Source organism: Pseudoalteromonas sp. BSi20495, from assembly GCF_000241185.1.
In the GTDB taxonomy this organism is placed as follows: domain Bacteria; phylum Pseudomonadota; class Gammaproteobacteria; order Enterobacterales; family Alteromonadaceae; genus Pseudoalteromonas; species Pseudoalteromonas fuliginea.
Window position 1 is genome coordinate 88415 of the sequence record NZ_BADY01000203.1, and the last position, 12969, is coordinate 101383.

A 12969-nucleotide genomic window follows, 5' to 3' on the forward strand; every position below is an offset into this window, starting at 1 on the left:
TCTGTAACTTTGATCCGCGATAATCTCTATCCGATAAATGAATACACTCAAGAAGATTAAGTAAGATGAGTACACCTTTAGTGCAACTAACATTTGCACTGCAATCATTTGATGATTCTATGTCTGCGGCGATGAGCCACGCTATGGAATATGAAAAGCTATCGCTAAAAGCCAATGCTGCGCATAACATTACGCTGCAGTGTGTGTTGCCTGATGGCGCAAATGAGAGCGATGTTATTTCACTAAGTGCAACGCAACCCAGTGCGCGTGGGGCGCAGTATTTTACTGAAAAAACACTGAGCAATGACGACCTTGAATTTGGTACTGTAAACCTAACTTTAAGTAACATTACACAAAGCCAGTGTTTTGTAGTGCAAATGATGCTGCACGGAAAAAACACGACCTTAAAAGAAAGCCAACAACTCGATGTGTACATTAAAGCATTTGAGCAAGGCTACATTCCTGAACACATAACAACTGAACATGCTAAGCCTCAAGGCGTTCGTAGCTACTTTGCGAGTATGGGTTCTACGTTTTTATCGCTGTTTTAGTACTCACTGCACTTAAATTACGCGACACTACTTATAAGTTATTAGTCTGAAAAACTTACTTTACCCATAGTGACTCCCGCGATACCTTGTGCAGTATTACTTAGATGTTGCTGCTCTCCTGCTAGACATTCGTTTGCTAAAATAGCAAATAACACGGCCTCTTTTGCGTCGGGATTTATACCTAAATCGTCAGTATTTTTAAACGCCTTAATACGTGGGCAAAGCGCTGTAAGTTGCGCCATTAGTAACGGGTTATGAATACCGCCACCACTTGCATACACCACACAATTTTGTGCGCGCTCTGCACACTCGTTTAATGCATTTGCTATAACGGTTGCAGTAAAGGTATTTAAGGTGGCCATTATATCTTCGTGGCTTAAATGGTGAGTATTTGTAAGTTGCTGTGCGGCGTTTAAATACGCTAAGTTAAATACCTCAGGCCCTGTGGTTTTAGGCATTGGGAGTTTAAAAAACGCGTTATTACATAATGCATTCAATAATGGCGTATTTACCTTGCCTGCTTTTGCTATTTTTGCGCCATCGTCATAATGTAGTCCTATAAAATGCTGCTGTACGTAGGCATCCATAATGGTATTACCGGGGCCAATATCGGAGCTAAACACACCGTTTGCATCACCATTTTTGGGTAAAAACGTTAAGTTAGCTATGCCGCCCATATTTAGCAAAACCCGACTTTCAATAGCGCTCGAAAAATATAAATAATCGCCATACACAGCCAGTGGTGCGCCCTCGCCTCCTGCGGCTATGTGTTTTTGCCTAAAATCCCCAATGGTTGTAATACCCGTAGTAACGGCTATTTGGTCGCTATCGCCAATTTGTAAGGTGCCGTTATTAAAGCTTTTGTGATTATGTTGCGACTGCGGACAGTGGTAAATGGTTTGCCCGTGGCTTGCTATTACATCAATACTTGCCGGATTTATTTGCCAAGTATGTAAGCACTTATTAACCATATCGCCATGGAGTTTACCTACCCACGGGTGCAATAAAGTAACAAGCTCTAAATCGCATTCTCGCTTAGCAAATACCTGCTTTATTTTAGTTTTATAATCGTCGTTATAATCAACAGTGGTAAAATTTAAAACCTCAATGTGTGTATTTAAGCCTGCGCCCGTTACTTTACACAGTGCAACATCAAGCCCGTCCAACGAGGTGCCGCTCATTAAACCAATAATTAAACGGCTTGGTTTTTGGGCGCTGTTATAAAGCGCTTTAATGTGAGGGTGCATAATGGCATCTAAAATAGGTGTAATATTTTGCTTATATTAGAGGACTTTAAAACAAAGTAATAGCCGTAAACCGTTTAATTTAGGTTCTGATTGTTTAACTCTTAAATGATTGCTAAGTTAGCGTGCATACTAAAAATTTATGGAAAAATATGATCACCCTCAGAGATTTTAAAGCCCAAGACGCGCCTTTTATTATTAACACCTTAAATGATGAACAGGTGACTCGTTACTTATCGTCAAAAATTCCGTTTCCGTATACGCAAGCCGATGCTGATTGGTGGATAAACCAAGGCTCAAAAAACGGTATTATTAAGGCCATTGTTGTAAATGGGGAATTTGCGGGCTGTATTGGCATAACTTCCGGCGAATTTGAATACAGCCACAGTGGCGAAATTGGTTATTGGCTAAATAAAACCTATTGGGGGCAAGGCATTATTACTCGCGCTATTGAACTTATCTGCGAAGAAGCGTTTGCGCAATCTAACCTAAATAGAATTTTTGGCGCTGTGTTTGCTGGTAATACTGGCTCTATGAAGGCACTTACTAAGAGCGGCTTTGAGCAAGAGGCTGTGCTTAAACAGGCCATTTATAAAAACGGGGTGTTTTACAACAATCATATATTTAGTAAGCTCAAAGCAGACTAATTACTCTAATTAAATCTGCGCAAAGGTTGAATTATCAACCACCCGCCCAAAACTCCTTTATCAAGGTACGCATTGTACATATTCATACTGCTTAGCCGCGCATTATTGTTTAGCTGAACACGATTTTTAAAGCGTGAACATTCGGTAAGTAGTTTATTTATATTAATAGGAGATCTTTTATGTCTACGACTAGTCGCCAACTTACTCTTGAATCACGCCCTAATGGCGCCCCGAACGAAAAAAACTTTAAATTAAAAACGGTAGAGCTTCCTGCATTAAAAGACGGCGAAGTTTTACTACGCACTATTTACCTATCACTAGACCCGTATATGCGTGGTCGTATGAGCGATGCTAAGTCGTACGCAGATCCAGTTAATATTGGCGATGTAATGGTTGGCGCAACAGTGTGCCAAGTAGAAGAGTCTAAAAACGATAAGTTTAGGATCGGTGAATGGGTCCTTGCCTACACCGGTTGGCAAGACTACGCCATTACCGACGGCGAAGGCTTAATGCAATTAGGTAAAGAACCTGCAAACCCTTCATACGCATTAGGTATTATGGGTATGCCTGGCTTTACAGCGTATATGGGTTTACTTGATATTGGCCAGCCTAAAGAAGGCGAAACCGTAGTTGTTGCAGCAGCAACAGGCCCTGTAGGCGCAACCGTTGGTCAAATAGCTAAAATTAAAGGCTGTAAAGTGGTGGGTGTTGCTGGTGGTAGCGAAAAATGTGCACACGCAGTTAAAAAACTAGGGTTTGATGCCTGTATTGATCACAAAGCTGATGGCTTTGCGGAGCAGCTAGAAAAAGCCTGCGATAACGGCATTGATGTTTACTACGAAAATGTGGGCGGTAAAGTATTCGACGCCGTACTGCCACTCTTAAATACCGCAGCGCGCGTACCACTGTGTGGTTTAGTATCGCAATACAACGCTACTAGCTTGCCAGAAGGCCCAGACCGTTTAGGTATGCTAATGGGTCAATTGCTTACTAAGCGTATTAAAATGCAAGGCTTTATCATTTTTGATGATTACGGTGACCGTTACGACGAGTTTGCACAAGACATGCAAAAATGGCTACAAGACGGAAAAATTCAATACCGTGAGCACATGGTAGAAGGCATCGAAAATACAGTAGGCGCGTTCAACGATATGATTTGCGGCAAAAACTTTGGTAAAACAGTGGTTAAAATTAATAACCCACTTTAATTTTAAACGGCTTGTAAGGCCAAGCCCTTACAAGCCATAAAAGGACTGACATGATTAAACTACACCATTTAAATAAATCCCGTTCTAAACGTATAATTTGGCTTTTAGAAGAGCTAGATGTTGACTACGAAATTGTGGCTTATCAGCGCAACAAAGACACCTTCCTAGCCCCTGACGAATTAAAACATATTCATCAACTTGGTAAGTCGCCGGTAATTGAAGACGGCGGTTTAATTATTGCTGAATCAGGCGCTATTACCGACTACCTTATTACTAAATACGGTAACGGTAAATTTGCTCCAAAAGTAAATACCGCTGAATATGTTGACTACCAGCAATGGCTCCACTTTGCAGAAAGCTCAGCAATTTTACCGCTTTTACTTAAAATGTTTGTACTAAAAGATGGCGCTAAAACACAGTTTTTAGAAGGCTATGCCGACGCTGAAACAGCTAAAGTAATTAGCTACTTTAACGACCGCCTAGAAGGTAAACGTTATTTAGTGGGCGATACTCTAACCGGCGCTGACTTTATGATGTCGTTTATTGTTGAAATAGTTAAAAACTCAGGTCAATTAGCGCACTTTAAAAACCTCGTTAAATACGACGAGCAATTACAAAGCCATGAAAAGTTTCATACAGCTAATGAGCTAGAAGCAAAGTACGACTAATAAATGATTTAATATAGATAAACTCAAGAGGCCTTAGGCCTCTTTTTTAGCTTTATAGCTTAACCATAAATTTTATATACATATTTTTTACAAAAAAAACTTATTATTGTGCTAAAACTAGTAGTCATGGTGCATAATGCATTCATTATTCTAAAATTTCTTAATTGTACTGGTAAGCTTAAAACGAGTACTTTTCATATTTGGGACAAACCATGACAATAAATATGCGCTTAGCTACTGGTTTCGGCGTGATCTTATCAATGATGCTTATTTTAACCATTATCGGAATTTCACGTGTTAGCCTCATTAACTCTAATATTACTCACATAACAGACGTAAATTCGGTAAAACAGCGATACGCTATTAATTTTAGAGGCAGTGTACACGACAGGGCTATTGCAGTTCGCGATGTTGTGTTAATAACAAACCAGAGCGATTTAAATACCGTTTTTAATAATATAAAAGAACTCGACGCATTTTATCAAAAATCGAGCCGCGCTATGGCCGAGTTAACTACAGATATGTCGAGTGCAGAACGCTCACTTATAAATAAAATTAACCAAATAGAACGACGTACCCTCCCTTTTATACAAAATGTAATAAGTGCTAAAAATGCGGGTGATTTAAACGAGGCTTCGAATACTTTATTAAACGATGCCCGCCCTGCTTTTACCGAGTGGCTCAATACCATAAACCAATTCATAAACTTGCAAGAGCAAGCAAATCAAATAACAACTATCGATACCCGCGAAGTAGCCAGCTCATTTAAAATATGGATGATTTCGTTAACGGCACTCGCTATTATCATTGGTGCAAGCGTCGCTTATATTATTAGCCAGCTGATCAGAAACTCAGTCGGTGGAGAACCGCAAGAAGCCGCTGAAGTAATTGCACTTATCGCACAAGGCGATTTAAGAGGCGATGTACACTCGTGTTGCCCCAACAGCATGATGGCATCAGTAGGAGTAATGCAAACTAAGCTAAAAGCCATTGTAGATAGTATTATTAATTCATCTAAAGAGCTCTCAACACATTCGGCAAGTGTGGCATCAGGCTCACAACAAGCACTAAGCGCAGCCGATACACAAGTGACATATACCAATTCTGCTGTCAGTAGTTTAGAAGAAATGAGTCGCAGTATTCATTCTGTTGCCGATGCAGTAAGGCAAACTGAAGACAATTCAAAAATTACGGCCCAGTTATCGCAGCAAGGCAGTACGGCAGTGCAAAAAGTAGCAGCCGAAATTGAACAAATATCGGTAACGGTAAAAGCGACGGTTACTCAAGTAAATGTACTTCAAGAACATGTAAAGCACATTGGCGATATTTTAAGTGTGATACGCGGTATTTCTGATCAAACAAACTTGCTTGCACTAAATGCTGCAATAGAAGCCGCAAGAGCAGGCGAAACAGGCCGAGGGTTTGCCGTTGTTGCTGATGAGGTAAGACAACTTGCCCAGCGTACCGGTGATGCAACAGGCGATATTGAAAAGATGATTTTGCAAGTACAAGAAAACACGCAAGCGTCGGTAACAGCAATGGAAACCACTGTACCGCAAGTCGAAAACGGCTTAACGCTTACTCACGAGGCAAACGAGTTACTACACCAAATACAGCAACAAGCTAACGACTCATTAAGTAACGTACTTGAAATTGTTGAAGCAACATCAAACCAAGTAGCCACCGTGGCGCAAATTAGTACCGGCGTTGAAGAAATTGCCAGTATGTCGAAAGAAACCAGTATGTCACTTAATAGTAACGCACAAGAAGCCGTTGCATTAGCTGACCTTTCAAACACGCTTAAGAAATATATTAGTTACTTTAAAGTTTAAGTGTTTAGCGTTTTACAGTAATTAAAAAAGGGGCTTTAAGCCCCTTTGTTGTAGGTAGCAATAAGTTGTATGTAGGTATAATCTAGTTAACTAACTTGCTATCACTATATACCCGCTAAATCGCGCTCAGTAATACACTCACCCGACGCCATTTCAAACTCGCGGCATACCAATGGGCGGTTTTCGTAAATAGAGCACATAAGCGTATTTCTATCGAGCGCTTCGCACCAACCATCGTCTGCGCGCTTCATTACCTCGCTCCCCCATTTGTCGTATTCAATATAGTTAAAGGGCACGCCGGTATCGGTTACTATGCGCACTTCTAATTGGCAACAACAGGCTTGGCAGTTAGCACATGTAACTGGCTCTGAGATAGTAGAAATATTTTCAACGGGGATAACAATATGCGGCATAGTGGCTTAAATAAGAGAAACTCGTCAATTAGGATACACGAGCGGTCAAAACGTGCTAGTAAATTTTATTGTAGTTGATAAATATAATACTAATCCGAAATAATACTTAATCAATTTGATTAGTTAATCTGATACTAAAATTTCTTATATACGACTGTATGGGTGCAGGAGGTAGAGCAATGCAGGGAGCAATTATCGATAACAACTAAATAACAAAATTTTTGTCTTGTTATAAACAATACTTTTTTATCTTAAAGTAGCTCATTTAATTAAACGAGCGGGTATGCCAATTAAAAATATTAAGCGTGCTATTACTTAGCACGCTTGTTTGGTGTTTTTTAATATTAAAAGTTTAAAACCACTTTAACATCGCCCGATACCGCAGAGGTAGAAACAAAACCAATGGTATTTGGGTTAGTTGCAACCATTTTAATGACCTCAGCGTCATTTTCGAGCGCTTTAGGTGGCGTGCCTTTGCCTGTAAAAATAAGTTTTGACCAATATGCTCTCAACTGTGAAGCGCTTTTATTGAGTAACTTGCTGTTAAACTGCTCTGTAGCGGTATTTTTTTCTTCTTGAGATACAGGAATAATTGTATTGCCATTACTAAACGACTTTTCTTTTCCGGTGTAAATTCGAGTAATAACAGACTCGTCAAAGCTGCTATCATTCGAGGGATGCACAATAATGGCAAAATCTGCAAAGGCAACATTACTAAACAAAAACAGAACACATAACACTAATTTTTTCATCTCTATCCCCTTAAAAAACAATACCAAACGTGGTTACTTTACTATTACTCATTACTGCTTATGCAAACGAGCCACTTTGTCTCTTTCTTGCAGCAGTTTTAAACACATCTAAAACAATCAATTTTGAAGTCTCGATGCTCACATCATCTATGTATGAACGAAATATCCACGTTGAGTATAGTTAAACCACGAGAAAACAAACAAAAATTTAACATTTTTTATCGTTATTCTGGTTTGGTAATTATTTAAATACCTATCTAGCAAGAAGTGTTGCTTTAATTTCGCTATAACGCATCTGCTCGCACAGTGCAAAACCACTCAGCTGGCGCACTTTATTACGCGCAAATAACGGCACACTCATCCCCGCTAAAAAGCGGCATTGGGTTTCAATACCCACATTATGATTACCCTTACCTGCCATATGCGCTAAAAACTCATCTACCTTTTGATAAATAAGTTGCTCGTCAATATAGGCAGGCTCTATAGAGTATTCAAGCTTAACCGCATGGCCTCTACACACACTACAATGCCCGCATTGCTCAGGTGCATTTTGATCGTCAAAATAGCGCGCTAAGTTATAGCTTAAGCAACTTTGTAGCTCAAAAAAGCGAACCAGTGCAGCAATACGTTTAATTTCGGCCTGTTCTTTATCGCTAAAGTAGTCGTGCAGTTGCTGGGCAAGTTCAGGGTTGTTTATAACCTCTCCATGCACTTTGTATACTTGGGTAATACGTTTAGTTTCAAGCGTTATTAGGTTTTTTTCGGCTAGGTAGTCAAGAGCAGCCACTACACGTTTTCGATCAACCTGCGCGGCTTGTGTAAGGGAGTCAAAATTTAGCGTACCCCATATTTTTTTAAAATCGGTATGGCTAAATATTTGTGTTAAAAATGCTTGGCGCTGCTGGTCAAACTGGCTTAGTAGCTCGTTTTTATCAACCAAAAATTTGTATTTAAAATCGGCATAGTAGGCATATTGTGGCGTTATTGCGCCTTGCATTTCTAGTTGTACTAGCAAGGTTTTAAGGGCCAGTTGCCTAATATTGCTTTCGCTTGAAAGGCTGTACTCTTGCATTTCCCATTGCTGGTGGCTTTGGCGAATATCGTTAATTACATATTCAATACCGCTAAGCTCTGGGGTGTCGCCATATACAAAGTTTTCAACCGTATTTAGCCCATCTAAATTGGCAAGGGTGTAGCAATTTGATGGATTGCCATCGCGCCCTGCACGGCCAATTTCTTGGCTGTAGTTTTCTATCGATTTAGGTAAGTCATAATGTATAACAAAGCGAATGTCCGACTTATCAATGCCCATACCAAAGGCAATGGTAGCCACCACTACGTTAATTTTACCCGCCATAAAGTCATCTTGAATTTGCCAGCGTAGCGTATCTTCAAGCCCTGCATGGTAAGCAACAGCGTGAATACCTTGCGCGCTTAGCACATTAGCGACTTGCTCTGCGCTTTGCTGTAGCGTTACATACACAATACCAGGGCCACTTTGCGCGCGCACAATGTTGGTAAGCTCGGTATTTTTATCGGCTGTTTTAACACTCAACACGCTTAAATCTAAATTAGCGCGGTAAAAGCCCGTTTGTACAATGCACTCAGGCGATATAGCAAATCGCTCTGCCATATCGCGTTTTACTTTTTTTGTGGCCGTTGCAGTAAGCAACAACACTAAAGGAATATTAAGCTCTTCGCGGTAACGTGGCAGTTTAAGGTAGTCGGGTCTAAAGTTATGGCCCCATTCTGATATACAATGCGCTTCGTCTACCACCAGCATAGAAAGCGCCACTTGGCTTATAAATTCTCTAAAGCGTTCGTTTTTAAATCGCTCAACCGAGACCATTAATACTTTAATTTTACCGTTTCGCACGTCGTTCATTACAGTGCTGCTTTGCATTTGATCTTGGCTCGAATCAAGGCTGGCAGCATAAATACCTTTGCTATTTAAAAAGCTAATTTGATCTTTCATCAACGCAAGTAAAGGTGAAACCACTAAGGTTAAATTAGGTAAGTGCAAAGCAGTGAGTTGGTAGCACAACGATTTACCCGAGCCGGTCGGAAATATAGCCAACGACGATTGACCATTTAAAAGCTGCTCTATAGTTTGTTGCTGCCCTGTTCTAAATTGGCTAAAACCAAAATGTTGTTCAAGTGACTGAATTAATGGCGTGGTCATAAATACCCTTTTCGTTGTTTTTCAAACAGCGATTTAACTGCACAGCTAAGCGATAAAAAAGTGAGTATAACTTATATGCCTTTAATCATCATTTTTTGCTGACATATCCTTTATTTAAGCGCAAAATAACCTCACTAAAGAGTATGTTATTACGTTTGCCAAAAATAATTTTCATAATACCCAAATAACCTCAAAACACTAAAAATAATACAGATTATTTGGGTATATTATTTTTAAGGGCAACGTTATGAGTATTACAATACCTAAAATCGTCGTTATTGGCGGTGGTGCTGGCGGGCTAGAGCTTGCAACCCAACTAGGGCATAAACTAGGGAAAAAAAACCAAGCAGATATACTGTTAATAGACAAAAACCGTACCCACATATGGAAGCCGTTACTGCACGAAGTAGCGACAGGCTCTATTGACCCCGATTTAGATGGCGTTGTGTACTCAGCCCATGCCGCAAAACATCATTACCGTTTTCAACTTGGTACTTTTTGCAATATAGACCAAAGCAATAAAACAATTACTCTCTCCGCGCTCAACGACGAGTTAGGCCACACCATTTTACCTGGGCGCACGGTACGCTACGATCACCTTGTTATTGCCATTGGCAGCGTAAGTAACGACTTTAATACCCCAGGTATAAAAGAGCATTGTTACTTTTTAGACTCAAGCCAACAAGCAGAACGCTTTCAGCATTCATTACTCGACAGCTTTACGCGCCTTCATCAGGACGACAATCAACAACAATCGCTCAATATCGCCATTGTAGGCGGCGGTGCTACCGGTGTTGAACTCTCAGCTGAGCTTTACCATGTGTCTGAGCTATTAAAGTTGTATGGCTTAACAAATATGTCGTCTAAACGTTTACATATACATTTAATAGAGGCAGGCCCGCGTATTTTACCTGCATTACCAGAGCGCATAGCCACCAGCGCCAAACGCGAACTATTAAAACTCGGCGTAAACGTACGTGAGCAAACGCAAGTAAAAGAAGGCACCGCACAAGGCTTTATCACCAAAGATGAAGAACACATTGATGCCGATATTATGGTGTGGGCAGCAGGCGTAAAAGCGCCTGATTTTATAAAAGATTTAGGTGTTTTTGAGTTGACCCGCAGCAACCAAATTCAAGTAAATGAGTTTTTACAAAGCACCGTTGATGAAAGCATTTTTGTGTTAGGCGATTGCTGCGCATTTACGCAGGCAGATGGTAAGCAAGTACCACCACGCGCACAATCGGCGCACCAAATGGCGCAGTGCGTCGAAAAAAACCTTATCGCCACGCTAAAACAGCAACCACTACGCGGCTTTAAGTATAGCGACCATGGCTCACTTGTTAATTTATCAAGCTACAGTACTGTGGGTAATTTAATGGGTAACCTCACCAGTAATACCTTTTTTATTGAAGGTAAAATTGCCCGCTTTATGTATATATCGCTTTATAGAATGCATCAACGCGCTATTCACGGCAGTGCAAAAACCTTTGCATTATGGATAAGCGAAAAAGTACTGCGTGTAGTGCGCCCAAAAATGAAGTTACATTAAAGGCGATTTAAATTAAAGGCAGTGAGCGTTATCACTGTCTTTAATTTTTAACATTGTCTGTGTAGAGTATTTAAAACAACTAAGGAAATTGGGTTATGACGGGCAAAACGCTAATTTTCAACTTTGATGGCACAGGGAATGAGCCCCGTGACGCAGAGCAATTTAGCTCAGAACACTTTAAAGAAGACGCCAGTATTTCTAATATTCTAAAATTACACTTACTGCTTGGCGGTAAATTAGAAGACTCCCCCATTACCCCACAGTCAAACCAACTCAGTTTTTATTATCAAGGGATAGGCACTAAAGGTAGTCGCTTAAAGCGTGTATTAAACCAAACATTTGCACCTCGTGGTGACGATGTAGCCAGTATTTTAAATCAGGCTTTAACCGATTTTAAAACTCATTACCAACTAGGCGATTCACTACTTTTAACAGGTTTTAGTCGAGGTGCAGCACTTGCCAGGCGCTTTGCAAAATGTCTGGAGTTATTAATATGTGAACGAGTCTACCTTTGTGTATTTGATACAGTAGCCTCAATTGGCTTATCAAAAGTAAGTAAAGCAACGCGCGGCGCTGAACATGTTATTTTTGAAAACCACACCATAGCCACAAACGTATCTCAAGCTCTGCACTGTGTATCGCTTGACGAAAAACGCCGCGCCTTTGAACCCACACTAATGAACCATCAAAATAATATTACCGAGCTGTGGTTTGCTGGCGCGCATTCAGACATTGGTGGTGGTTACTACCGCGATGGCCTAGCCGATATTAGCTTGCGTTATGCACTTGAGTGGTTAATAGAGCAACCGCTTAATATTTCGTTATTAACTAGCCGCGATATAGATTACACAACACTACTACCCGATAACAACTTAGTTGCGCAAGATGATGTGACGGTTATTCCTGATCCGCTCGCATTAAGTCATCAGCAAAATTACTTTTGGTTTAACCCCTTATTTAAACTAGTAGACAGAGAATGCTATGTACTTATAGATAACGAAGCTAGCAATCTTAAACCTTTAGTGCATCACAGCGTTGCAGAGCGTATTAACAAGCTAACCAGTTACCGCCCAGAATCGCTTAAAAAACTGCATTACAAAATTAGCTATAACGACAACACCACGCTTAGCTTTATTGGTTTAAGCCAACATATAGAACTGGCTAATCAAAATATGAATGTGCTGAGCGTTAACCAAAGCCAAGATGTAATAGTATTTGCTAGTGAGCAATACAATGCAACTGGCCTTATGCTAGAGCAAGGCGCTACTTACCGTTTTACCCCATATCCAAATCAATACTGGTTTGACGATGGTATAAAGTGCACACCAATAGGTTGGCATCGCGATAATGTGAAGCTTGGCGTAAAAGAAATCCCAATGGCAGTGCTTGAACCATTTAGACGATTGCCTCATGCACAATGGTTTTCGTTGATAGGAGCGATTAATAAAAACGACGAGCACCTATTTAAAATAGCTGACGGCGCTGATATTAAAATTACTAAATCTGGTGAGTTTTGCCCATTTGCAAACGACTTAAGCCGCTTTTATGGTGCGAACGCAGGAAAAATAAAAGTAAAAGTAACAAGACTGGAATAGCCTGTAGACGCGCAGCTTGCTGGCGTGTAAAAACGCAGTTTTTAGGATATTAAGTAATGAGAAGCTTTGCTTCTCGCGTGAGCAAGCTCTACGCCTACAAAAATCGTAACCACAGCTCAATGATCATTCCCTTGTAGACGCGCAGCTTGCTGGCGTAACGAGTGAAGCACGTCATATTTAAAATGAAAAACAGACTTTAGATTAGAGGCTGCGCTTCTCGCGTGATCAAGCTCTACGCCTACAAGAAATCGTAACCGCAGCTCAATGATCATTACCTTGTAGACCCGCAGCTTGCTGGCGTAACGAGTGCAGCTCGTCATATTTT

The 12969-nt window shown here is 40.5% G+C and carries 12 protein-coding genes; 7 read left to right on the forward strand and 5 right to left on the reverse strand.

The genetic code is table 11. The annotated features are described in order from the left end of the window. Positions 1–65 precede the first annotated feature (65 nt). Positions 66–551 carry a hypothetical protein gene (locus tag P20495_RS00150; RefSeq protein WP_008139604.1) on the forward strand — a complete coding sequence of 162 codons (486 nt, stop codon included), beginning with the start codon at positions 66–68 and terminating at the stop codon, positions 549–551. A gap of 41 nt (positions 552–592) precedes the next feature. Here the strand turns inward: P20495_RS00150 and P20495_RS00145 are convergent, their stop codons facing one another. Continuing rightward, on the reverse strand, positions 593–1798 hold the full coding sequence (locus P20495_RS00145) for an anhydro-N-acetylmuramic acid kinase (protein ID WP_008139606.1): 1206 nt from the start codon (positions 1796–1798) through the stop codon (positions 593–595). A 149-nt stretch (positions 1799–1947) separates the two neighbouring features. Here P20495_RS00145 and P20495_RS00140 point away from each other — a divergent pair, with 149 nt between their 5' ends. The 4 genes from P20495_RS00140 (at position 1948) to P20495_RS00125 (ending at position 6150) form a co-directional block, all read left to right on the forward strand. Further along, positions 1948–2442, forward strand: coding sequence for a GNAT family N-acetyltransferase (locus P20495_RS00140; RefSeq protein WP_008139608.1), 495 nt, complete (start codon positions 1948–1950; stop codon positions 2440–2442). 179 nt (positions 2443–2621) lie between these two features. Further along, positions 2622–3650, forward strand: coding sequence for an NADP-dependent oxidoreductase (locus P20495_RS00135; RefSeq protein WP_008139610.1), 1029 nt, complete (start codon positions 2622–2624; stop codon positions 3648–3650). A 50-nt stretch (positions 3651–3700) separates the two neighbouring features. Beyond that, entirely contained in the window at positions 3701–4318 is a 618-nt protein-coding gene (locus P20495_RS00130) for a glutathione S-transferase family protein (protein WP_008139612.1), read from the forward strand. A 212-nt stretch (positions 4319–4530) separates the two neighbouring features. Then, positions 4531–6150: a methyl-accepting chemotaxis protein gene (locus P20495_RS00125; RefSeq protein WP_033016536.1), complete on the forward strand. Its 1620-nt coding sequence runs from the start codon at positions 4531–4533 to the stop codon at positions 6148–6150. Between the two features lie 104 nt (positions 6151–6254). Here the strand turns inward: P20495_RS00125 and P20495_RS00120 are convergent, their stop codons facing one another. The 3 genes from P20495_RS00120 to P20495_RS00110 all read right to left on the reverse strand — a co-directional run bounded on the left by P20495_RS00120 (position 6255) and on the right by P20495_RS00110 (position 9497). Next, complete coding sequence (locus P20495_RS00120) at positions 6255–6563, reverse strand: YkgJ family cysteine cluster protein (RefSeq protein ID WP_007377413.1); 309 nt, start codon at positions 6561–6563, stop codon at positions 6255–6257. A 344-nt stretch (positions 6564–6907) separates the two neighbouring features. Then, positions 6908–7315 carry a phosphate ABC transporter substrate-binding protein gene (locus P20495_RS00115; protein WP_007377412.1) on the reverse strand — a complete coding sequence of 136 codons (408 nt, stop codon included), beginning with the start codon at positions 7313–7315 and terminating at the stop codon, positions 6908–6910. A 253-nt stretch (positions 7316–7568) separates the two neighbouring features. Next, positions 7569–9497 carry an ATP-dependent DNA helicase RecQ gene (locus P20495_RS00110; RefSeq protein WP_008139617.1) on the reverse strand — a complete coding sequence of 643 codons (1929 nt, stop codon included), beginning with the start codon at positions 9495–9497 and terminating at the stop codon, positions 7569–7571. A 247-nt stretch (positions 9498–9744) separates the two neighbouring features. Between P20495_RS00110 and P20495_RS00105 the strand changes: the two genes are divergently transcribed. Further along, positions 9745–11049: an NAD(P)/FAD-dependent oxidoreductase gene (locus P20495_RS00105; protein WP_007377410.1), complete on the forward strand. Its 1305-nt coding sequence runs from the start codon at positions 9745–9747 to the stop codon at positions 11047–11049. A gap of 95 nt (positions 11050–11144) precedes the next feature. Further along, positions 11145–12644: a DUF2235 domain-containing protein gene (locus P20495_RS00100; RefSeq protein ID WP_008139619.1), complete on the forward strand. Its 1500-nt coding sequence runs from the start codon at positions 11145–11147 to the stop codon at positions 12642–12644. Between the two features lie 116 nt (positions 12645–12760). Here the strand turns inward: P20495_RS00100 and P20495_RS22330 are convergent. Beyond that, the coding region (locus tag P20495_RS22330) for a hypothetical protein (protein ID WP_206774411.1) at positions 12761–12969 on the reverse strand (209 nt) is incomplete at its 5' end.